The organism is Streptomyces sp. NPDC087263 (assembly GCF_044744645.1).
Lineage (GTDB): Bacteria > Actinomycetota > Actinomycetes > Streptomycetales > Streptomycetaceae > Streptomyces.
This window is the reverse complement of the sequence record NZ_JBIUYT010000004.1, coordinates 96,654-118,466: the sequence shown is the minus strand read 5'-3', so window position 1 is coordinate 118,466 and position 21,813 is coordinate 96,654. Positions and strand designations below refer to the sequence as shown.

Here is a 21,813-nt window from a genome sequence, read left to right as displayed (position 1 = left end):
TAGCGTGGAGGCACCTTTGCACACGCGGGAGCTCGGAGCACCGGGCTGAGAGGGCGCTGACCTTCGTCTCAGCGATGTTTCACATGAAACATCGGCAGACGGAATCCGCTGCGTCGACCGCCGAACCTGTTACCGGGTAATGCCGGCGTAGGGAGTAGGTCTCATGACCAACAAGGACGTAGTAGGCACGTCTGCCTCCAGTCAGACGGACGGGGCTTCTTCCCCTGCCCAGAACGACGGGGCCGGGCAGTCCATCGGCTGGCACAAGGCGTACGTCGAGGGTTCGCGCCCCGATCTGCGGGTGCCGGTCCGTCAGGTACACCTCACCAACGGCCAGTCCGTCACGCTGTACGACACCTCCGGCCCGTACACCGATCCGACCGTCGACACCGACGTACGCAGGGGTCTGGCACCGCTGCGTGAGAACTGGATCATCGCCCGCGGCGACACCGAGGAATACGCGGGCCGCCCGATCCGTCCTGAGGACGACGGGGTCAAGCACACCTCACCGCGCGGCGGCCTCCGTAACCTCGACGCGGTCTTCCCGGGGCGGCCGCGCCAGCCGCGCCGTGGCCGCTCCGGACAGGCCGTGACACAGCTCGCGTACGCCCGGCGCGGTGAGATCACGCCCGAGATGGAGTTCGTGGCGGTTCGCGAGAACGTCGCCGCCGAGGTCGTACGCGAGGAGATCGCCGCCGGTCGCGCGGTGCTGCCCGTGAACGTCAACCATCCGGAGATCGAGCCGATGATCATCGGCAAGCGGTTCCTGGTGAAGGTCAACGCGAACATCGGCAACTCCGCGGTGACCTCCTCCATCGAGGAGGAGGTGGACAAGATGACCTGGGCCACGAAGTGGGGCGCGGACACGGTCATGGACCTGTCCACCGGCCGCAACATCCACACCACCCGTGAGTGGGTACTGCGCAACTCCCCCGTGCCGATCGGCACCGTGCCGCTCTACCAGGCCTTGGAGAAGGTGGACGGCCGCGCCGAGGAGCTGACCTGGGAGATCTACAAGGACACGGTCATCGAGCAGGCCGAGCAGGGTGTGGACTACATGACGGTCCACGCGGGCGTGCGCCTGCCGTTCGTACCGCTCACCGCGAACCGCAAGACCGGTATCGTCTCGCGCGGCGGCTCGATCATGGCGGCGTGGTGCCTGGCCCACCACCAGGAAAGCTTCCTCTACGAGAACTTCGAGGAACTGTGCGAGATCCTCGCCGCGTACGACGTCACGTACTCGCTCGGGGACGGGCTGCGGCCGGGGTCGATCGCGGACGCCAACGACGCGGCGCAGTTCGCGGAGTTGAGGACGCTCGGGGAACTCAACACGATCGCGAAGCGTTTCAACGTTCAGACCATGATCGAGGGCCCGGGACATGTCCCGATGCACAAGATCAAGGAGAACATCGACCTTCAGCAGGAGATCTGTGATGAAGCTCCGTTCTATACGCTCGGCCCGCTGACGACGGACGTCGCTCCGGCGTACGACCACATCACCTCCGGTATCGGTGCCGCGATGATCGCCTGGTGGGGCACGGCCATGCTCTGCTATGTCACGCCCAAGGAGCACTTGGGCCTGCCCAACCGTGACGACGTGAAGACCGGCGTCATCACCTACAAGATCGCCGCCCACGCAGCCGACCTCGCCAAGGGGCACCCAGGTGCGCAGGTATGGGACGACGCGCTGTCCGACGCCCGTTTCGAGTTCCGCTGGGAGGACCAGTTCAACCTGGCCCTCGACCCCGACACGGCACGGGAGTTCCACGACGAGACCCTCCCGGCCGAGCCTGCCAAGACAGCCCACTTCTGCTCCATGTGCGGGCCGAAGTTCTGCTCCATGAAGATCAGCCACAGCATCACCGAGCAGTTCGGCGGTACGGCGGCCGCGGGGGCCTCCGCCGAGGAGGTCGCCGAGGGGATGCTGCAGAAGTCGAAGGAGTTCGCGGCGAGCGGGAACCGGGTGTATCTGCCGCTGGCTGACTGACTGGAACGCGGGCAGTGCGCCGGGGCTGTTGGGACAGGTCCGGTGCACTGCCCGGTCGGCGGGCTCCGCAGGCTGCGACGTGTTCGAGCATGTAGCCGGCGAGCTCGGGCGGTTGGAGGTTGAGCGGCGCGGTCACGGCCGGGTGTCACTCCGGCTGGTGTTCGGGCCCTCCGAAGTCCGGGCTGGAGAAGTCCGGGCTTGAGTAGCTCGGGCGTTGGCCGGCTGCCGGGCCGCCGTCGGGGCTGCTGAACCCCGGCCGGTTGTAGCCCAGTTGCGGCATGCGGCTCGTCGGTGTCGGCGACGGACGGCCGAATGTTGCCGAGCCCGGATCCGCGAGAGCCTCCCGGAGGAACGGCAGGATGCCGCGCTCCAGCAGAGCCTCGCGCCAGGCTTCCCTGGCCCGGGCGACCTGTTCGTCGAGCTCGCCGTGTGCTCCGGCCTGGAGCGAGGACGAGCCGTTGCGCAGGGCGGTGAGCAGGAGTCCGACCGCGGCGACCAGAATCGCGGCCGCCGTGACCGCGCCGAAGACCCACCCGGTGGTCAGGAGGGTCTTGGCGAACGCCGGCTCGGGGGTGATCATCTTCAGGATGTACCCCACGAGCAGGAATATCGCCGCGGCTGTCCCGGCGAGGACGGGGGCGAGCACCGCGACGACGGCGATGGCGCCCGCTCCGGCTGACTCGGTGACCTCCCCCACGGTGGCGGCGAGCCCCATCGCGCTCGAACCCGGCTCGGCGGAACCGGCTTCCTTGCGGACAGGCGGGGTGCTCGGCGCCGGCTGACGCAGTTCCTCACGGACCTTCACGTAGTGCTGGTACTCGGTTGCCGCTGCCACCGCGATGAGCGCGGTGGCGTTGAGCGCCATGGTGCGCAGTTGTTCCGGATTGAGCCGCTGGCCGACAGCGGCGAGTTCCGGGCGGTGTGGTGCGGAGCGCAGCGCCTCATCGAGGATCCGCTCATAGTCCTGGCGGTCCTCGCTCAGCAGGTGCTGCGGAACGCTGTTCATCTGCATCCCCCGATGCTCCGTAGGGCTGATGGCTCGCACGCTGACGAGCCGTTGGGCAGAAACGGAGGGGAGCCTGCTACGGATAGTCCGATGGTAGAGCGGTGATGGCACGCCGTGACAGGGGCTTTCCAGAAATTGCCCCCTGGCCGGCACGGTCCTTCGCAGGGCAAGGCCTGCCCGAAGAACCCTCAGTCGGCCAGTGGCAGTTGCTGGACCAGCAGTTTTCCGGCCATGGTCACGCCGCCGTCCATCGCGATGGCCAGTCCGTCGGCGTAGAGATGCGGTCCCTCGACCACGGGGCCCGAACTGTCCTCGCCGTCCTCCGAGCCCACGTCGCCCAGGAGGTACGGGATGGGACTGTGGCCATGGACGATGCGTGAGCCGCCGTACATGTCCAGCAGGGAGCGCACGGCCTCGGCGCCGCCGTCGTCGCGGAAGGCGAAGCGCTTGGTGAACTTGCGGAACAGGTCCCAGCACTCGTCCGCGTCGTTGCGGGTGAGGGTTTCGCGGATGGTGTCGTTGACCGCCTCGATCGAGTCGCCGTAGTCGAGATAGGCGGTGGTGTCGGAGTGCACCAGGAGATGTCCGTCGACCTGCTCCATGGCGTCCAGGCGGGCCATCCACTGCAGATGGTGGTCCTGGAGACGGTCCATGTCGGTCTTCTGGCCGCCGTTGAGCAGCCAGGCGGCCTGGAAGGTGGCGGTGCCCGCGCCGGAGTTGACGGGGGTGTCGGCGAAGCGTTTGGCGCCGAGGAGCAGCAGCTCGTGGTTGCCCATGAGCGCCTTGCAGTAGCCGCCGGCGGCGGCGGCCTCGGCGGACAGCCGCATCACGAGGTCGATCACACCGATACCGTCCGGGCCGCGGTCGGTGAAGTCGCCGAGGAACCACAGGCGCGCGGTCCCGGCCGACCAGTTGCCGGCGCCGTCGATGAGGCCCTGCTCCTGGAGCGCGGCGACGAGCTGGTCGAGATAACCGTGCACATCACCTACGACGTACAGCGGACCCGGTCCGTCGGCGCCCTCCGAAGCGGCGGGGTCAACAGCGACCTGCACCGTGTCACTCCGGTTGATGACGGGCAGATCGCGCCGCGTAGGCGTGTACCCCTCGGGTTCCTCGGTCGGCCCCGCGTCCTCGTCGGGTGGAGTGTCCTGCGCGAACGGACCGGTCTCGTGGACGTACGCGGGCACCCGGAAGTCGCGCAACGTCGCCGTCCGCGCCACCTCGGGTCCCTGACCGGCCCCCTGAGTCATCGACCCCTCCACCACCATCGCGCCGCATCTGCACCGGATCGGACTGCCTGGTCGCAGCGGCCCGCGGTGTCGTGGGCCCATCATAGGAATGCGGATCGCGCCATGTGATGACCCAGGGGTGGTGAATCGGAGCAGGAGCCCAGTTCACCGGGGTTTTTGCCCGAATTGGGCGGTGCATTCCCGCCCTGTCCTCGGCGGGAGTCAACCTTTCTCGGGTGATCGGGGCGGACTCACCGTCGTACGAGGCAGACGGCGTTGCGAGGAGGTCCGCACGATCAGCTCGGTCGGTATCACCTGCTCGACCGGTTGGTCCGATTCCACTCCCTCGATGGCGTCGATGAGGAGCTGGACGACCGCTGTGCCGATCCGGCGTGGTTTGAGTGAGAGCGTCGTGATGGGCGGTTCGGTGCTGGCGTAGACGGTGGACTCGCTGCAGCAGACCAGGAGCAGATCCTCCGGTACGCGCAGACCGTAGCGCCGGGCTGCGGCCAGCAGGTCGGTGCCGTTCGGGTCGAAGAGCCCGTAGACGGCGTCGGGGCGGTCGGGGCGCGCGAGCAGCCGGTCGGCTGCGACGGCTCCCGCGCACGGATCGTGCGCCGGGTAGGCCTCGTAGACCGGATCCTGGCCCACACGCTCGCACCAGCGCAGGTAAGCGGTGGTGGAGAGATGGGTGTAGGTGTCGGTGGTGGTGCCGGTGAGGAGGCCGATCCGGCGGGCGCCGGCGTCGGCCAGGTGGTCGAGGATGCCGAGGACGGCGGCCTCGTGGTCGTTGTCCACCCATGCGGTGACCGGCAGCGAGCCCGCCGGGCGGCCGTCGGAGACGACCGGTAAGCCCTGGCGGACCAGTTCGCTGACGACCGGGTCGTGGTCGGACGGGTCGATGACCACGGTTCCGTCCAGGGCGACGTTGGACCACACGTCGTGGCGCGAGGTCGCGGGGAGGATGACCAGGGCGTAGCCCCGGGCCAGCGCTGCCGACGTGGCGGCTCTGGCCATCTCCGCGAAGTACGCGAACTCGGTGAAGGTGAAAGGTTCATCCCCGTACGTCGTCACGGTCAGGCCGATGAGGCCCGACTTGCCGGTACGGAGGGTTCGGGCCGCGGCCGACGGGCGGTAGCCCAGCCGGTCGGCGACCTCGCGGACATGGCGTCGGGTGGCGTCCGGGAGCCGGCCCTTGCCGTTGAGGGCATCGGAGACGGTCGTGATGGACACTCCGGCGGCTGCGGCCACATCTCTGATGCCCGCCCGTCCCGGCCGACCGCCGCGGCGGGTTGTCTCCGCCCGGCTCACCTGGTGCTTCCCTGCTGCTGTCATGGCGAGCCGATAGTAGGGCTCATGCGGTGGGGTAGGGCGGACGCATATGCACTCGTTGACAGGCACGTTTCTGCATGGTCAAAATTGGCCAACTGCCTTAGAAAGAAAGTCAGTTGAACGATCCAATGGCAGGACGTGACTTGTCGGCACGCATGGGCCTGCCAACCAGGCCATGTCTCGAAGAGGTCTCAACTCACCTTGACGAGGGATGCGCGCCACGGCGTGAGCCACCGGCGCGCGGCGCGAAGTGCGGCGCGCCCCCATTCGTGCACCTTCGTACGGGGATGATCACTCGGGCAGCTCGTGGCGGCGAGGTGGTTGTCCACAGGCCATTCGCAGCGGAGCCCAATCCTCATAAGGTGAGGAGTATTGGTAGCCGACGGCGGTCATGAGCCGACGGTGGTCGCGAGGAGGACTGCGGTGAGCGAGACGAGCCCCAAGCTGCGTGCCGAGCTGGAGGGTATCCCCACCTACAAGCCCGGCAAGCCCGCCGCGGTCGGGGGTGGGGTGGCGTACAAGCTGTCCTCCAACGAGAACCCGTATCCGCCGCTGCCCGGTGTGATCGAGAGCGTGACCGCCGCGGCCGGCTCCTTCAACCGCTACCCGGATCTGGCGTGCACCGCGCTGATCAACGAACTGTCGGACCGCTTCGCCGTCCCCCTCTCGCACCTGGCCACCGGAACCGGTTCCGTCGGGGTCGCGCAGCAGCTGGTGCAGGCCACGAGCGGCCCGGGCGACGAGATCATCTACGCCTGGCGGTCCTTCGAGGCGTACCCGATCATCGCCCAGATCAGCGGGGCGACCCCGATCGAGGTGCCGCTGACGCCCGGCGAGGTGCACGACCTCGACGCGATGGCGGACGCGATCACCGACCGGACCCGGCTGATCTTCGTCTGCAACCCCAACAACCCGACCGGCACGGTGGTGCGCAGGGCCGAGCTGGAGCGGTTCCTGGACCGGGTGCCCAGCGATGTGCTGGTGGTCCTGGACGAGGCGTACCGCGAGTTCATCCGCGATGCCGAGGTGCCGGACGGCGTCGTGCTCTACCGTGACCGGCCCAACGTCTGCGTGCTGCGCACTTTCTCCAAGGCGTACGGACTCGCGGGCCTCCGGGTCGGTTTCGCGATCGCCCACGACCGGGTTGCGGCCGCGCTGCGCAAGACGGCAGTGCCTTTCGGTGTGAGCCAGCTCGCACAGGACGCGGCGGTCGCCTCGCTGCGCGCCGAGGACGAACTGCTCGGCCGGGTCGGCTCCCTGGTGTCGGAGCGCGTGCGGGTGGTCGGGACGCTGCGCGGGCAGGGCTGGACGGTGCCCGAGACACAGGCCAACTTCGTGTGGCTGCGGCTGGGGGAGCGCACGCTCGATTTCGCCGCCGCCTGCGAACAGGCCGGGGTCGTCGTGCGGCCGTTCGCCGGCGAGGGGGTCCGGGTGACGATCGGCGAGACCGAGGCGAACGACATCTTCCTCAAGGCGACAGAGGGGTTCCTCAAGGAGCTCCAGTGACTGGTGGCGGCCCGTGGTCCGCCACTGGTTGTACGCGTACGGGGTCGCCGTTTCTACGTGAACCAGGTCGCCGTCGCGCGTGACGGCGAGTGTGCGCGGGGTCGTCGCCGTCGCGCGTGGTGGTGAGCGTGTGGGGGCGCCGTCGACCACGGTGGCGGAGGTGTGCGGGTCGCCGTCGATGCGGCCGGCACGCCGGACGGGCTTGCGGGGGCGGTATGCGATGCCCCCGCGAGACCGGCGCCCGCCCAGTAGGGGAGCGCGGGGTCGTCGCCGTCGGTCCGGAAGGCCGCCGTGCCGGGCTCGACGATCTGTTGGGCGCCGTCCTCGCGGAGTGACGGTGACGCCGGTGTCGGAGCAGCCTTCCCTGCTCCGGGCCGGCCCCTCTGAGCCGGCAGCCCGTCGGTGACCAGCCGGTCCCCGCTTAGGCACCCCCCTCCTGTCAACCCTCGAACGGGCATGCGTCATAATTGCTTGTGAATGTGAACGCGTTCACAAACGTGTCCCGGTTGCTCCCGCGATGTGCGTGACAAAGGGGGCAAACTGCCGCTGTACCACGGCGATATAAGGAGACTGACGACGTGGAATTGGCTTTGGCGCCCGAGACTCTGGCGCGCTGGCAGTTCGGCATCACCACCGTCTACCACTTTCTCTTCGTCCCTCTGACGATCTCGCTCGCCGCACTCACGGCGATCCTGGAGACCGCCTGGGTGCGAACGGGCAAGGAGCACTACCTCAGGGCGACCAAGTTCTGGGGAAAACTGTTCCTGATCAATATCGCCATGGGTGTAGTGACCGGCATCGTGCAGGAGTTCCAGTTCGGCATGAACTGGTCCGACTACTCACGCTTCGTCGGTGACGTCTTCGGAGCCCCGCTCGCCCTCGAAGCCCTGATCGCGTTCTTCTTCGAGTCCACCTTCATCGGGCTGTGGATCTTCGGCTGGGACAAGCTGCCGAAGAAGCTCCACCTCGCCTGCATCTGGATGGTCTCGATCGGCACGATCCTGTCGGCGTACTTCATCATGGCGGCCAACTCCTTCATGCAGCATCCGGTCGGCTACCGGATCGTGAAGAAGGCGGACGGCAGTACACGGGCCGAGCTCACCGACTTTCCCAAAGTGCTCTTCCAGGAGACGGCGCTCGTCAACTTCTGGCACGTCATGTCCGCCTCCATCCTTGTCGGCGGCGCCTTCATGGCGGGCATCGCCGCTTTCCACCTCCGCAAGAAGCGGCACATCCCCACGATGCGGATGTCGCTGCGGCTCGGCCTGGTCACGGCACTCGTCGGCACGATCCTCGTCGCCCTCAGCGGGGACACCGTCGGCAAGGTGATGTACGTACAGCAGCCGATGAAGATGTCGGCCGCCGAAGCCCTGTGGGACTCGGAGCAGCCCGCACCCTTCTCGCTCTTCGCGTACGGCGATGTCGCCAAGGGGCACAACACGGTAGCCCTGGAGATTCCGGGGCTGCTGTCCTTCCTCGCCAAGGACGACTTCACGTCCAGGCTCCCCGGCATCAACGACATCAACAAGGCCGAGCAGGAGAAGTACGGCCCCGGCGACTACCGTCCCAACATCCCCACCGCCTACTGGGCCTACCGCTGGATGATCGGCTTCGGCGGGGTCTCGATGGCCGTGTGCGTGGCCGGACTCTGGCTGACCCGGCGGAAGTTCTGGCTGGCGCCGGAACACCGCACCGGGGACGAGGAAGTGCCGAAGCTCATGTTCACCAAGCACAGGGCGCTGGCACCGAAGCTCGGCAAGTGGTGGTGGTGGCTGTCCCAGTGGACGCTGATCTTCCCGCTCATCGGTATCTCCTGGGGCTGGATCTTCACCGAGACGGGGCGTCAGCCCTGGGTGGTGTACGGCCTGCTGAAGACCAAGGACGCGGTCTCGCCGGAAGTCTCCACGACCGAGGTGCTGATCTCGATGACCGTGTTCACCCTGCTCTATGCGGCCCTTGCCGTCATCGAGGCGAAGCTGATGGTCAAGTACGTCAAGCAGGGTCCGCCCGAGCTCACCGAGGCCGACCTCAACCCGCCCACGAAGATCGGCGGCGATTCCAGTGACGCCGACAAGCCGATGGCCTTCTCCTACTAGGCCAAGGGAGCCACTGAGCCATGGAACTCCACGATGTCTGGTTCGTCCTCATCGCGGTCCTCTGGACCGGCTACTTCTTCCTGGAGGGCTTCGACTTCGGGGTCGGCATCCTCACCAAGCTGCTGGCCCGTGACCGTACCGAGAGGCGGGTCCTCATCAACACCATCGGACCCGTCTGGGACGGCAACGAGGTATGGCTGCTCACCGCGGCCGGCGCGACCTTCGCCGCCTTCCCCGAGTGGTACGCCACGCTCTTCTCCGGTTTCTATCTGCCACTGCTGCTCATCCTGGTCTGCCTGATCGTGCGCGGTGTCGCCTTCGAGTACCGCGTGAAGCGGCCCGACGAGTACTGGCAGCGCAACTGGGAGAACGCGATCTTCTGGGCCTCGCTGATCCCCGCGTTCATGTGGGGTGTGGCCTTCGGCAACATCGTGCACGGCGTGAAGATCGACAGGAGCTTCGAGTACGTCGGCACCGTCTGGGACCTGTTCAACCCGTACGCGATCCTCGGCGGTCTGGTCACACTGACGCTGTTCACGTTCCATGGGACGGTGTTCATCGGGCTCAAGACCGTCGGGGACATCCGGGAGCGCGCGCGGAAGCTGGCGCTGACACTCGGCCTGGTGACAGCCGTGTTGGCACTTGGCTTCCTGATCTGGACCCAGGTCGACAGCGGCAACGGCAAGTCCCTGGCCGCGGTGATCGTCGCGGTGGCCTCGCTCGTCGTGGCACTCGTGGCGGTCAGGGCGGGGCGTGAGGGCTGGGCGTTCATGCTCTCGGGGCTGACCATTGTGGCGGTCGTCGCGATGTTCTTCCTGTCGCTCTTCCCCAACGTCATGCCGTCCTCGCTCAATGCCGAGTGGAGCCTGACGGTCACCAACGCCTCGTCGGGCCCCTACACCCTGAAAGTCATGACCTGGTGTGCGGGGATCGCGACGCCGATCGTTCTGCTCTACCAGTCGTGGACGTACTGGGTGTTCCGCAAGCGGATCGGTACGCATCACATCGCCGTGGACGGCGCGCACTGATTCCTGCCGTGCGCACCGAGTCGGACAGGGCACGCAGGGTCCGCATGGCGCACCGAGTCGGGTAGGCACGCAGGGTCCGCATGGCGCGCGGAGCCCGGCAGGGCATGCCTAGTCCGGAACGGTGTGCAGAGTCCGAGTAACGGCATGTTTCACGTGAAACATGCCTGATGAGTCAAGGGTGTGTTTCACGTGAAACCAATCGACCCGCGTCTGCTTCGGTACGCCCGTGCCACTCGCTTCTTCCTCGCGGCGGTTGTCGGTCTGGGGGCTGCCGGGGCGGCGCTGGTCATTGCCCAGGCGATGCTCATCGCCGAAGTGGTGGTCGGCGCCTTCCAGCACGGCTTCTCGGTCGCTGAACTCCGCACGCCGCTGGGTCTGTTGGTCCTGGTAGCGGTGGGGCGGGCGGTCGTTTCGTGGCTCACCGAGCTCGCCGCGCACCGGGCGAGCGTGGCGGTCAAGTCGGAGTTGCGAGGGCGACTGCTGGAGCGGGCGGCGCTGCTCGGTCCCGGCTGGCTGAGCGGGCAGCGGACGGGTTCACTGGTCGCCCTCGCCACACGGGGAGTTGACGCACTCGACGACTACTTTTCGCGCTATCTGCCGCAGTTGGGGCTGGCTGTGGTGGTCCCTGTGGCGGTGCTCGCACGGATCGTCACCGAAGACTGGGTGTCGGCGGCCATCATCGCCGGCACACTGCCGCTGATCCCCGTCTTCATGATTCTCATCGGCTGGGCCACCCGAAACCAGATGGACCGTCAGTGGCGGCTGCTGTCGCGGCTCTCGGGACACTTCCTGGACGTGGTCGCGGGCTTGCCCACGCTCAAGGTGTTCGGCCGGGCCAAGGCGCAGGCCGAGTCGATCCGGAAGATCACCGGCGATTACCGGCAGGCGACCATGCGGACGCTGCGGATCGCCTTCCTGTCGTCCTTCGCTCTGGAACTGCTCGCCACGATCTCGGTCGCGCTGGTCGCGGTGACCATCGGAATGCGGCTCGTCCACGGTGAGATGGATCTGTACGTCGGTCTCGTCATCCTGATCCTCGCGCCCGAGGCGTATCTGCCGCTGCGACAGGTGGGGACGCAGTACCACGCCGCCGCCGAGGGGCTCTCGGCGGCCGAGGAGATCTTCTCGGTGCTGGAGACGCCATTGGCGGCCTCAGGCTCGCTTCCCGCGCCTGAGGGTGAGATCGCCTTCGAGGGTGTGACCGTGCGCTACCCGGGGCGCTCACGAGATGCGGTCTCGGACGTCTCCTTCACGGTCGGGCGCGGGGAGACGGTAGCTCTTGTCGGGCCGAGCGGTGTGGGCAAGTCGACGCTGCTGAACGCACTGCTGGGATTCGTGCAGCCCGCCGAGGGGTGCGTGCGGACCGGGGGAGTCGATCTCTCCGAGGCCGACCTGGCGGACTGGCGCTCGCGGATCGCCTGGGTGCCGCAGCGACCTCACCTGTACGCCCAGTCCATCGCCGAGAACGTACGGCTGGCGCGGCCCGACGCGGACGACACGGCGGTACGCCGGGCGCTGGCCGACGCGGGCGCCGTCGGCTTCGTCGACGCGTTGCCCGACGGGGCCGACACGGTGCTCGGTGAGGACGGTGCCGGGTTGTCGGCCGGCCAGCGCCAGCGCCTCGCTCTGGCCCGGGCGTTCCTCGCCGACCGCCCGGTGCTGCTCCTCGACGAGCCGACGGCCGCGCTGGACGGGGCGACGGAAGCGGAGGTCGTGGAGGCGGTGCGGCGGCTCGCCGTGGGTCGGACGGTGCTGTTGGTGGTGCACCGGCCGGCCTTGCTGGGGGTGGCTGACCGGGTGGTACGGCTGGAGCCCGGGGTGGTTGCCGCAGGGTCCGGGGCGTCCGGGGTGCCCGTCCAGGCGGCGGGGTCCGTGTATGCCGCGGAGGTTAGGGGGGCTCGGTCCGTCGGGGTGGGGAAGGTGCCCGTGGCGGCGGAAGGGGAGTTGCATCCGGCTTCGGCCTCGTCCCCGGCCTTGGCTTCGGCTTTGTCCCCGGCTTCGGCTTCGGCTTTGGCTTCGGTTTCCGCTTCGGCTCCGGACCTGTCTCCGGCGTCGTCTTCGGCCTCGGCTCCGGCTCCGGCTCCGCGAGGGCGTGGCGGCGTGCTTGCCCGTGTGCGTGCCATGGCTGCTCCCCGGCGGGGAGCGCTCGCCCTCGCTCTCCTGCTCGGCAGTCTCGCCCTCGGGAGTGCCGTTGGGCTGATGGCCACCTCCGGGTGGCTCATCTCGCGGGCCTCTCAGCAGCCGCCTGTGATGTATCTGATGGTGGCGGTGACGGCCACCCGGACGTTCGGGATCGGGCGGGCCGTATTCCGGTACACGGAGCGGCTCGTATCGCACGACGCGGTGCTGCGGATGCTGGCCGACACCCGGGTCGCCGTGTACCGGCGCCTTGAACGGCTGGCGCCCGCGGGACTGCGGACGACCCGACGCGGTGATCTGCTGTCGCGGCTCGTCGCCGACGTGGACGCGCTCCAGGACTACTGGCTGCGGTGGCTGCTGCCGGTCGGGGCCGCGGTCGTCGTGTCTGCCGCCTCCGTCGGCTTCACCGCGTGGCTGCTGCCCGAGGCCGGTGCCGTTCTCGCCGTGGGGCTGCTGGCGGCCGGGCTCGGGGTGCCGCTGCTGACCGGCGCCGTGGCGCGCCATGCGGAGCGGCGGCTGGCACCCGCGCGCGGTGTCCTGGCGACACGGGTGACCGATCTGCTCACGGGAACGGCGGAGCTGACGGTCGCGGGTGCGCTGCCCGCCCGTACCGCCGAGACGCGACGGGCCGACTCGGTGCTCACCCGTATCGCCTCGCGGGCCGCCACCGCGACCGCGCTCGGCGACGGGCTCACCGCGCTGGTGTCCGGGCTGACCGTCGCGGCCGCGGCCCTCGTGGGCGCCCAGGCGGTCGCCGCCGGGCGGCTGAGCGGTGTGGCGATGGCCGTCGTCGTCCTCACCCCGCTGGCCGCGTTCGAGGCCGTCCTCGGGCTGCCGCTCGCCGTCCAGCACCGACAGCGGGTACGCAAGAGCGCAGAGCGGGTGTACGAGGTGCTGGACGCCCCCGATGCCGTACGCGAACCGGAAGAGCCGACGCAGGCCCCCGCTTCCGCGTTTCCCCTGGTCCTCAAGGAGTTGAGCGCGCGCCACGCCGGACAGGACCGGGACGCGCTCGGCGGGCTCGACCTGACCCTGGAACAGGGTCGCAGGGTCGCCGTCGTGGGTCCCTCCGGGTCCGGCAAGACCACGCTCGCGCAGGTGCTGCTGCGGTTCCTCGACGCGGACGCGGGGACGTACACGCTGGGCGGAGTGGACGCGAACGCGATGGCGGGGGACGCCGTACGCCGACTGGTCGGGCTGTGTGCCCAGGACGCGCACCTCTTCGACAGCTCGGTGCGCGAGAACCTGCTGCTGGCCCGGAAGGGCGCGACCGAGGCCGAGCTGTGTGACGCGCTCGCGCGGGCCCGGCTCCTCGACTGGGCCGACGGTTTGCCCGACGGGCTCGACACGCTCATTGGCGAGCACGGCGCCCGGCTGTCCGGGGGCCAGCGGCAGCGGCTCGCGCTCGCCCGCGCGCTGCTCGCCGACTTCCCCCTCCTCGTCCTCGACGAACCCGCCGAGCACCTGGACCTGCCGACGGCCGACGCCCTCACCGAGGATCTGCTCGCCGCGACCGAGGGCCGTACGACGCTGCTGATCACCCACCGGTTGGCCGGGCTGGACGCGGTGGACGAGGTGATCGTGCTGGCGGAGGGCCGGGTGGCCCAGCGGGGGCCGTACGCGGAGCTGGCGGCCGTCGAGGGTCCGCTGCGGGAGATGGTGGACCGGGAGGCTGCGGGGGATCTGCTGGTCGGTGCCGTGGCCGCCGGTGCCGTGGCCCAGTGACCGGCCGGTCTCGGTGATTCGGCTTCGCGGCGTGGTGGCGTGGTGGCGCCGGGTGTTTCACGGTGCGGCCACGAACTCGACTTTGCGTGACAAATAGGACTAACTACGCTCAAGGTATGTCGGCAGCCCCCACGTCGCCCGAGTCCGAGTCCGAGTCCGAGTCCGAGTCTGAACCTGCGCCTGCGCCTGAGCCCGATGACGGCTCTGGAACAGCCGGTCCTGCGGTCCACGGCAGCCGGGGGCTGCCCGCCGAGCTGGCCGTGCGGGTGCCCCAGTTGCTGGAGGCGGTGCGGTCGGTCGGAGCGGGGCTGGAGTTGCACTCCACGCTGGATCGGATCTGTGAGACGGCGGCCGAGCTGGCGGACGCGCGGTATGCGGCGATCGGTGCCGTGGCGGAGGAAGGCGACGGGCTCGTGGACTTCGTGTTCCACGGGGTCGAAAGGGATGCCGCCGGGCTGATCGGACGGTTCCCCGACGGGTGCAGGGGGTTGCTCGGGGCGCTCATCCACGAACCGGAGCCGGTACGGCTCGCGAACCTGGAAGACGATCCGCGCTTCTGCGGTTTTCCGGAACACCATCCGCGGATGCGGAGCTTCCTGGGGGTTCCCATCCGGGTGCAGGGTGAGATCTTCGGGAATCTGTACCTGACGGAGAAGCGGGGCGGCGGGTCCTTCAGCGACCACGACCTCGACATGGTCGGCGTGCTGGCCACGGAGGCGGGCATCGCCATCGGCAACGCCCGTCTGTACGAGGCTGCCCAACAGCGCGAACGCTGGATCGACGGCTCGGTGGCCGTCACCACCGCCCTCCTGTCGGGCGGCGGCGCCGAGGACGCCCTTCAGGTCGTCGCCGAACAGGCCCGCCGGCTCTCCGGTTCGGCGGCCGGGGCCGTGCTGCTGCCCGCCGCCGAGGGCGGACTTGAGGTCGTCGCCGTCGCCTCGGAACACCCCTCGAAGGCGTTGGGAATGGCCTTCCCGCCGGAGAACGAATTGGTCGCCGAACTCCTCGACGGCAAGGCCGTGTTCGTCGAGGACGCGGCCACCGACCCCCGCATGGTCTCCGACCTCGCCCGCGTGTACGGGCCGATGATGATGCTCCCCCTGCAGTGCGGCGGCCGCGTGCTCGGGTGCCTCGTCACACCTCGTGCGCCGGGCGCCCGCCTGTTCACCGAGACCGAGCGGACTCTGGCCGCGCAGTTCGCCGCGCAGGCCGCTCTCGCGCTGATGACGGCCGAGGCGCAGCGCGACCGGGAGCGGCTCGCGGTCTACGAGGACCGTGACCGGATCGCCCGTGACCTGCACGACCTCGTGATCCAACGGCTCTTCGCCACCGGGATGATGCTGGAGAGCGCCCAGCGGCTGTCCGTCGCTCCCGAGGTCCGCGAAGGCGTCGGCAAGGCGGTCGACGCACTCGACGTCACCATCCAGGAGATCCGCACCGCCATCTTCGCGCTCCGGCAGGACCCCACAGAGACGCCGTCCGGCCTGCGCACCCGCGTGCTGCGCGAGATCAACATGGCCGCCGTACCTCTTGGCTTCAAGCCCACCCACCGCTTCGTCGGCCCGGTGGAAACCATGGTCGGGGAACTCACCGCCAAGAACCTCATCGCCGCTCTGCGCGAGGCCCTCTCCAACGCCTTCCGGCACGCCGGAGCCTCACGTATCGACGTCGTCGTCGACGCGACCGTGACCCTGCGGGACGGGCGCCAGGGCGTCCGGCTGACCGTCGTCGACGACGGCGTCGGCATCACGGACGGCGGTCGGCGCAGCGGCCTGCGGAACCTTGAACGGCGCGCCGAGTCCCTGGGCGGCGAGAGCTGGTACGGGCCGGGGGCGGGCGAGGACGAGGGCGGTACGCCAGAGGATGCGGGCGGTACGACATTGGTGTGGCAGGCGCCCTACTGAGCGCACTCGGCACCCTGCTTCACCGCGCGTGCCGCACAGCTCGCTCCGCCGGGCGCTCCGCGTGGCTTTCCCCAGGACACTCGACGGTTCACCTGGGCGCACTGCGCGGCCTCCCCGAGGACGCTCGACGGCTCGACCGGAACACGCCATGTGGGTGCCCCACGCACACTCCACCGCCCAGCCGGGACAACACGCCCAAGCCGGGCCCCTGTTCGGCCCAGCCGACGGAGCCATCCGTGGAGCTCGTTCCCCCGGGCGCACCCCTTGAACAGGACCTCGAGCTGGGACGCAGGACACGATCGCTGTCATGCGCTCACCTCGCCGCCATCCCCTCCTCGTGCCGGCCCTGCTGTGCGCGGTCGCGGTTCTCGCGGCCCGGCCCACCGCCGCCGAGAGCGAGTCCGGGAGCGAGCCCGGTATCAGTGCCCAGGTGGCGCGGCTCTACGAGGACGCCTCCGTGGCGGCGCGGCAGTACGAGACGGGACAGCAGGAGGCCGAAGCGCAGCGGGGCAGGGCGCAGCGGGCCGAGGAACTCCTTGCGCGGGAACGGCAGGACATCGCGGTACTCCACGACGACCTCGGCCGGATCGCGCGCACCCAGTACCGCCAGGGCGGCGGCCTGCCGTACACCGCGCAGCTGCTGCTCGCCGACAGCCCCGAGGACCTGATGCGCGGTCAGCGTGCCGTGTGGCAGGCGGATCTCGCCGTCAACAACGCGGTCAGTAAGAGCCGCCGGGCCGAGGCAAGGCTCGCCGCCGACGAGGCGGAGGCCCAGGCGGAGTGGCAGGCCCTGGAGAAGCGCAACGGTGAACTCGCCGAGATGAAGCGGACCATCCAGGCGAAGCTGGACGAGGCGCGATCGGTGCTCCAGGGCCAGGCGGACGCCGCGGTGGTGGCCGGCTCCTGCCGTGGTGCCGTCCAGCTCGACCAGCAGGAAACGGACCTCACGCGCGCGTGGGTCGCGCCGGTGGAGACGTACGAACTCTCCGCGGGTTTCGGCAGCGGAGGCGAGCGCTGGGCGAGCCGGCACACCGGACAGGACTTCGCGGTGCCGATCGGCACGCCGGTGCGGGCTGTCGGTGCGGGCCGGGTGGTGAAGGTGTCGTGCGGCGGGGCCTTCGGTATCGAGATCGTCGTCCAGCATCCGGGCGGCTACTACACGCAGTACGCGCATCTCGCCGCCGTCACCGTCGACCAGGGGGTGCAGGTCGCGGCCGGGCAGTGGATCGGGCAGTCGGGCACGACCGGCAACTCGACCGGGCCGCATCTGCACTTCGAGGTGCGGGTCACGCCGGAGCTGGGGTCGGGGATCGATCCGGTGCCGTGGCTGGCCGAGCACGGGGTCCAGCTGTAGCTCCGCGCGACGGCGACGGCGACGGCAATGGCAACGGCGATGGCAGCGGCGATGGCAGCGGCAGCGGCAATGGCGACGGTCGAAGTCGGCAAAGGCCGCCGCCGGTGCCTGCCGGAGCGGCTACAGCCGTAGGCGGAAAAGGGCCACCGCGGATGCCGGCCGTTCGGCAACGCCGGCCGTTCGGCTACACCTGTCGTTCGGCGATGATCTGCTCGATCACCACCGCCACCCCGTCCTCGTTGTTGGCGACCGTGCGCCCGGAGGCCGCGGCGATCACGGCGGGGTGGGCGTTGCCCATCGCGTACGAGCGGCCCGCCCAGGTGAGCATCTCGACGTCGTTCGGCATGTCACCGAAGGCGACGACCTCCTCGTGGGAGATGCCGCGCTCGGCGCAGCACAGGGCGAGCGTGCTCGCCTTGGAGACGCCGGGGCCGCTGATCTCGAGAAGCGCGCTGGGGCTGGAGCGGGTGACACCGGCGCGGTCGCCGATGGCCAGGCGGGCGACGGTGAGGAAGTCGTCCGGGTCCATCTCGGGGTGGTACGCGAGCACCTTGAGGACCGGCTGATCTGCGTCGAGCGCGTCCTTGGCGAGGAGCTTCTCGGCGGGCGCCATGATCTCCGGGGGCTCCATGTGCAGTGAGGGGTAAGCCGGTTCGAGGTGGAGCCCGTATGTGCGCTCGACGGCGACCGTGGTGCCGGGGGCGGCGGCGCGCAGCAACTGGATGACGTCGAGAGCGACGTCGGGCGCCAGCTCGCGGATCTTGACGAAGCGGTGGGCTCCGGGGCCGCCGTGCAGGTCGACCACGGCGGCGCCGTTGCCGCAGATCGCCAGGCCGTGGCCGTGGACGTGGTCGCTGACGACGTCCATCCAGCGGGCGGGGCGGCCGGTGACGAAGAACACCTCGATGCCGGCCTGCTCGGCGGCGGCGAGGGCGGCGACCGTGCGCTCGGACACCGACTTGTCGTCGTGCAGCAGAGTGCCGTCGAGGTCGGTGGCGATCAGCCGGGGCGGAACCATGGAGGCCGGGGTCTCGGGCCGTCGAGTCGCGGAGGTCACCGGGTCATTCTCCCGCATATGCGCGCACGTGCGTGCGACGGTCCGCACATGTGAGTGATTACCGTCCTCACCAGGGACGTTACGCCCCGTCAAGCTCAAGCCGACGGAGTCAGGTTCCGGCCGAGGGTTCAGGCCAGCTGTGCGGCGGCCTCCATGGCGATCCGCTCGAAGATCTTCTCGTCCGCCGCGAAGTCGGAGTCGGGGATCGGCCAGTGGATCACCAGGTCGGTGAAGCCCAGCTCGGCGTGACGGCCTGCGAAGTCGACGAACGCGTCCAGCGACTCCAGCGGACGGCCGCGGTCCGGAGTGAAGCCGGTGAGCAGGATCTTGTCCAGTTCGTCCACGTCACGGCCGGCCTCGACGCAGGCGACTCCCAGCTTTTCGACCTGCCCACGAATGGCCTGAACCGACTGTTCAGAGGTCCCCGTCTCGTAAAGCTTCGGATCGCCCGTCGTCACCCACGCCTGCCCGTACCGCGCCGCGAGCCTCAGTCCGCGCGGCCCGGTCGCGGCCACCGCGAAGGGCAGTCGAGGGCGCTGGACGCATCCAGGGATGTTGCGGGCCTCGTGCGCCGAGTAGAAGTCGCCCCCGTACGACACGGAGTCCTCCGTCAGGAGCCGGTCGAGCAGCGGAACGAACTCCGCGAGGTGGTCGGCGCGCTCACGCGGGGTCCAGGGCTCCTGGCCGAGCGTCGTCGCGTCGAAACCGGTGCCGCCCGCGCCGATCCCCAGGGTGATCCGGCCGTCCGAGATGTCGTCGAGGGAGATCAGCTCCTTGGCGAGGGTCACCGGATGCCGGAAGTTCGGCGAGGTCACGAGCGTGCCGAGGCGGAGCCGGTCGGTGACGGCGGCCGCGGCGGTCAGCGTCGGGACGGCACCGAACCACGGGCCGTCCCGGAAGGTCCGCCACGACAGGTGGTCGTACGTGAAAGCGGTGTGGAACCCGAGCTGCTCCGCGCGCTGCCATGCGGCACGACCGCCCTCGTGCCAGCGGAGGTACGGAAGGATCACGGTGCTCAGACGCAGACTCATGCCATCGAGCCTAAGCGCAGGAGCGAACGGTCAGCGCCCGCGCCCGCTTGGCCCGCCCCCTCGGCCCGCGCCCGCTGAGCAGGTGCCTGCTCTGCGCGTGCCTGCCCCGTCCGTGCCTGCCCCGTCCGTGCCCGCCGAGCCGGGCGCCCGCCCCGCGCACACCTGCTCAGCGCATGGACCCGCACCGCCCGCTCGCACCCGCACCGCCCCCCCGCACCCGCTCAGCGCACCCGCCCGCTCAGCCACGGGCTGAGGTTGATCATCAGTAGGTGCTCCTTGTACGTCCGGTCGCCGGGCAGCGGCACGATGAGCCGGTAGCCGGGCGGGAACCGGCGCGCACTCACATACGCGAGGCCGCCGAAGACCGAGCGCAGGAAGGCCGGCACGTCGTCGCGTGGAATGTCGGGGAACTCGACGCCCTCGACGGTGATCAGCGCGTCTTCCTCCGGATAGAGCCGCACACTCAGCCTGGGCAGCCCGCCGAACTCCACGAAGGCCTCGTGCGGAAGCGAGCCGTCGGGATCGGCGGTCACACCGACGCCCGCAGCGCTGCGGCGGGACGTCTGGTCCGCGCCGATGTCGTGCGTGACCTCGATCTCACGCGCGTACTCGGTCGCGATCGCGCGGAGCGCGGTGACGGCGGCTTCGGTGCTGGGCAGCTGCTGCATGTTCCCGATCATCCCTGAATCACGTCGGTCCTGAATCACGTCAGTGCGGAGCCGGGAACCGGATGTACCGCGGCGGTACGGCCTCCGTGAGCCACACCCCGTTCGCGCTGACGCGGAAAACATGACCGTCGCGGTCCATGGCGGCGGCGTCCACGGAGAGCACGACCGGTCGGCCGCGGCGGGCGCCGACGCGGGTGGCGGTCTCGCGGTCGGGCGAGAGGTGCACGTCGTGCCGGTTCATCGCCCTGAGTCCCTCGGCGCGGATCGCGTCCAGGCTGAGGGCCACGGTCCCGTGGTAGAGGTACGCGGGCGGAGTCGCCGTGGGCAGTCCGAGGTCGACCTTGACGGAGTGGCCCTGGCTGGCGCGGATCCGGGTCCCCTCGACCGCAAAGCGCCGCTTGTCGTTCGCGGCCACCACGTGGTCCAGCTCCTCACGCGTGAACCCGAAACCGTGCGCCGACGCCGCGGCGATCAACGTGTCGATCTCCACCCAGCCTCCCTCGCCGAGGGTGAGCCCGATCCTCTCCGGCTGGTGACGCAGGTGCTTGGAGAGGTACTTCGACACCTTCACGGTGCGTCTTTCGTCCATCCCGCAAGGGTGCCTGGCGGGACGGAGATCACGCATTTGATTTTGGTCCTGAGGTTTGATCCACAGCCAAGTCCAGTTATCCACAGGGGATTTGGCGATTCTGTGGACAACCCGCAGGCCGTTTACGGATGTTCATCAACTATAGGATTTTTATTATGATTTGCCGTGAGCCGGTCCAAGGTGCGGGCCTGTAGCTCTCGTTCGGCCGCGGAGGCGACGAAGGCGGCGACCTGCCCGGCACCAACCAGCTTCTCCACCGCCCCTATTGTCCCGGCCGGAAGCGCCACGAAATGTGTCTCGTCCGGGGGCTGCGGCACCTTGTCCGCGCCAAGGTGCCGGCGCAGATGCCGGTTGGCGAACAGCCGCATGGCACGCGCGAGTTCGGCGTCCACGGTCTGCTGTGCGAGCGGCCGCAGCCGTCGTACCAGAGAGGCAGCCTCGGCCGCTTCCGTATCCGTCGGTGGGTGCTCCCCCAAATAGCGGGCGAACACATGCTCGGTCGTGAACTCCAGGAAACGGGAGGCGATGTGCTCGACCTGCCCCCTCAACTCCCGCAGGTGGACGGAGATCGCGGACAACGGCACCCCCGCCGCGTACAACTCGACCGCCACGGCGAGCTCTTGAGGGCTCGGGACAAGGAAGAGATCCTCGTCCCCCGGTACGGGCTCCAGTACGCCGAGTTCGATCGCGTCGGCGACCGCCGCGTCGTCCGGGTTGCCGCCGAACCGCTCGTCCAGGTCGGCCCGGGAGATCCGTACGGCCTCCTCGTCGGTCCACGGCCCGTCGACCTCCGCGACCAGCCCGAGGACCCCGCCGAGACCCCGGCCCGCGTCCCAGGCCTCCAGGAGTTCCTTGATGGACGCCAGCGTGTACCCCCGGTCGAGGAGGCCGGCGATCTGCCGCAGCCGGGCCAGGTGCGCGTCCGCGTACACATTCGCGCGGCCCCGCCGCTCGGGGCGGGGGAGCAGGCCGCGGTCCTGATAGGCACGGATGGTGCGGACCGTGGCACCACTGTGATGCGCCAGATCCTCTATCCGGTACGCGACACCGCCCGCCGTGCCGACATCGCCCGCCGTGCCGGCACCGGCCGCCGTGCCGGCACCGGGCACCCCGCCCGCCACGTCCACCGACTCCTCGTTCACGATCCTCACCCTCACCCTCA

At 69.5% G+C, this 21,813-nt stretch carries 15 protein-coding genes and 1 riboswitch; of the genes, 7 read left to right on the top strand and 8 right to left on the bottom strand.

Annotated features, from left to right (window positions below; all coding sequences use genetic code 11):
• Window positions 1-14 precede the first annotated feature (14 nt).
• Window positions 15-171: riboswitch (TPP riboswitch) on the top strand.
• The gene (gene thiC / locus ACIPC1_RS13830; protein WP_402516519.1) at window positions 164-1,987 is read left to right on the top strand and encodes a phosphomethylpyrimidine synthase ThiC; all 1,824 of its coding nucleotides are present in this window, start codon (window positions 164-166) and stop codon (window positions 1,985-1,987) included. (Overlaps the previous riboswitch by 8 nt.)
• A 145-nt stretch (window positions 1,988-2,132) precedes the next feature.
• On the opposite strand, the gene ACIPC1_RS13825 is transcribed toward thiC, so the two are convergent.
• The 3 genes from ACIPC1_RS13825 to ACIPC1_RS13815 all read right to left on the bottom strand — a co-directional run bounded on the left by ACIPC1_RS13825 (window position 2,133) and on the right by ACIPC1_RS13815 (window position 5,557).
• On the bottom strand, window positions 2,133-2,999 hold the full coding sequence (locus tag ACIPC1_RS13825; RefSeq protein ID WP_402516516.1) for a hypothetical protein: 867 nt from the start codon (window positions 2,997-2,999) through the stop codon (window positions 2,133-2,135).
• Between the two features lie 182 nt (window positions 3,000-3,181).
• Window positions 3,182-4,258 (bottom strand): metallophosphoesterase, encoded by a 1,077-nt coding sequence (locus tag ACIPC1_RS13820; protein ID WP_402517619.1) that lies wholly within the window; start codon window positions 4,256-4,258, stop codon window positions 3,182-3,184.
• A 186-nt stretch (window positions 4,259-4,444) separates the two neighbouring features.
• Window positions 4,445-5,557: a LacI family DNA-binding transcriptional regulator gene (locus tag ACIPC1_RS13815; RefSeq protein ID WP_402516514.1), complete on the bottom strand. Its 1,113-nt coding sequence runs from the start codon at window positions 5,555-5,557 to the stop codon at window positions 4,445-4,447.
• Between the two features lie 420 nt (window positions 5,558-5,977).
• Here ACIPC1_RS13815 and hisC point away from each other — a divergent pair, with 420 nt between their 5' ends.
• The 6 genes from hisC (at window position 5,978) to ACIPC1_RS13785 (ending at window position 17,306) form a co-directional block, all read left to right on the top strand.
• Window positions 5,978-7,060, top strand: coding sequence for a histidinol-phosphate transaminase (hisC, locus tag ACIPC1_RS13810; protein WP_402516512.1), 1,083 nt, complete (start codon window positions 5,978-5,980; stop codon window positions 7,058-7,060).
• 578 nt (window positions 7,061-7,638) lie between these two features.
• Window positions 7,639-9,156 carry a cytochrome ubiquinol oxidase subunit I gene (locus tag ACIPC1_RS13805; RefSeq protein WP_402516511.1) on the top strand — a complete coding sequence of 506 codons (1,518 nt, stop codon included), beginning with the start codon at window positions 7,639-7,641 and terminating at the stop codon, window positions 9,154-9,156.
• Window positions 9,157-9,176: 20 nt separating this feature from the next.
• Window positions 9,177-10,184: a cytochrome d ubiquinol oxidase subunit II gene (gene cydB / locus ACIPC1_RS13800; RefSeq protein WP_402516509.1), complete on the top strand. Its 1,008-nt coding sequence runs from the start codon at window positions 9,177-9,179 to the stop codon at window positions 10,182-10,184.
• Between the two features lie 189 nt (window positions 10,185-10,373).
• On the top strand, window positions 10,374-14,048 hold the full coding sequence (gene cydD, locus ACIPC1_RS13795; RefSeq protein ID WP_402516507.1) for a thiol reductant ABC exporter subunit CydD: 3,675 nt from the start codon (window positions 10,374-10,376) through the stop codon (window positions 14,046-14,048).
• A gap of 116 nt (window positions 14,049-14,164) precedes the next feature.
• Entirely contained in the window at window positions 14,165-15,952 is a 1,788-nt protein-coding gene (locus tag ACIPC1_RS13790) for a GAF domain-containing sensor histidine kinase (protein ID WP_402516505.1), read from the top strand.
• 307 nt (window positions 15,953-16,259) lie between these two features.
• Window positions 16,260-17,306, top strand: coding sequence for a M23 family metallopeptidase (locus ACIPC1_RS13785; protein ID WP_402516503.1), 1,047 nt, complete (start codon window positions 16,260-16,262; stop codon window positions 17,304-17,306).
• Between the two features lie 184 nt (window positions 17,307-17,490).
• Here ACIPC1_RS13785 and ACIPC1_RS13780 read toward each other — a convergent pair whose 3' ends face one another.
• The 5 genes from ACIPC1_RS13780 to ACIPC1_RS13760 form a co-directional block, all read right to left on the bottom strand.
• Window positions 17,491-18,381 carry a Cof-type HAD-IIB family hydrolase gene (locus ACIPC1_RS13780; protein WP_402516501.1) on the bottom strand — a complete coding sequence of 297 codons (891 nt, stop codon included), beginning with the start codon at window positions 18,379-18,381 and terminating at the stop codon, window positions 17,491-17,493.
• A gap of 110 nt (window positions 18,382-18,491) precedes the next feature.
• The gene (locus ACIPC1_RS13775) at window positions 18,492-19,394 is read right to left on the bottom strand and encodes an LLM class flavin-dependent oxidoreductase (protein WP_402516499.1); all 903 of its coding nucleotides are present in this window, start codon (window positions 19,392-19,394) and stop codon (window positions 18,492-18,494) included.
• Between the two features lie 221 nt (window positions 19,395-19,615).
• A complete protein-coding gene (locus ACIPC1_RS13770) occupies window positions 19,616-20,074 on the bottom strand; it encodes a hypothetical protein (protein WP_384381249.1) in 459 nt (152 codons plus the stop codon).
• A 28-nt stretch (window positions 20,075-20,102) separates the two neighbouring features.
• The gene (locus ACIPC1_RS13765; protein ID WP_402516496.1) at window positions 20,103-20,651 is read right to left on the bottom strand and encodes an RNA 2'-phosphotransferase; all 549 of its coding nucleotides are present in this window, start codon (window positions 20,649-20,651) and stop codon (window positions 20,103-20,105) included.
• Between the two features lie 122 nt (window positions 20,652-20,773).
• The gene (locus ACIPC1_RS13760) at window positions 20,774-21,760 is read right to left on the bottom strand and encodes a MerR family transcriptional regulator (RefSeq protein ID WP_402517617.1); all 987 of its coding nucleotides are present in this window, start codon (window positions 21,758-21,760) and stop codon (window positions 20,774-20,776) included.
• Window positions 21,761-21,813 lie beyond the last annotated feature (53 nt).

Coding starts and splice junctions, on each gene's coding strand:
- thiC (WP_402516519.1), top strand. CDS start 164: ATGACCAACAAGGACGTAGTAGGCACGTCTGCCTCCAGTCAGACGGAC.
- ACIPC1_RS13825 (WP_402516516.1), bottom strand. CDS start 2,999: ATGCAGATGAACAGCGTTCCGCAGCACCTGCTGAGCGAGGACCGCCAG.
- ACIPC1_RS13815 (WP_402516514.1), bottom strand. CDS start 5,557: ATGACAGCAGCAGGGAAGCACCAGGTGAGCCGGGCGGAGACAACCCGC.
- cydB (WP_402516509.1), top strand. CDS start 9,177: ATGGAACTCCACGATGTCTGGTTCGTCCTCATCGCGGTCCTCTGGACC.
- ACIPC1_RS13790 (WP_402516505.1), top strand. CDS start 14,165: ATGTCGGCAGCCCCCACGTCGCCCGAGTCCGAGTCCGAGTCCGAGTCC.
- ACIPC1_RS13785 (WP_402516503.1), top strand. CDS start 16,260: ATGCGCTCACCTCGCCGCCATCCCCTCCTCGTGCCGGCCCTGCTGTGC.
- ACIPC1_RS13780 (WP_402516501.1), bottom strand. CDS start 18,381: ATGCGGGAGAATGACCCGGTGACCTCCGCGACTCGACGGCCCGAGACC.
- ACIPC1_RS13775 (WP_402516499.1), bottom strand. CDS start 19,394: ATGAGTCTGCGTCTGAGCACCGTGATCCTTCCGTACCTCCGCTGGCAC.
- ACIPC1_RS13770 (WP_384381249.1), bottom strand. CDS start 20,074: ATGATCGGGAACATGCAGCAGCTGCCCAGCACCGAAGCCGCCGTCACC.
- ACIPC1_RS13765 (WP_402516496.1), bottom strand. CDS start 20,651: ATGGACGAAAGACGCACCGTGAAGGTGTCGAAGTACCTCTCCAAGCAC.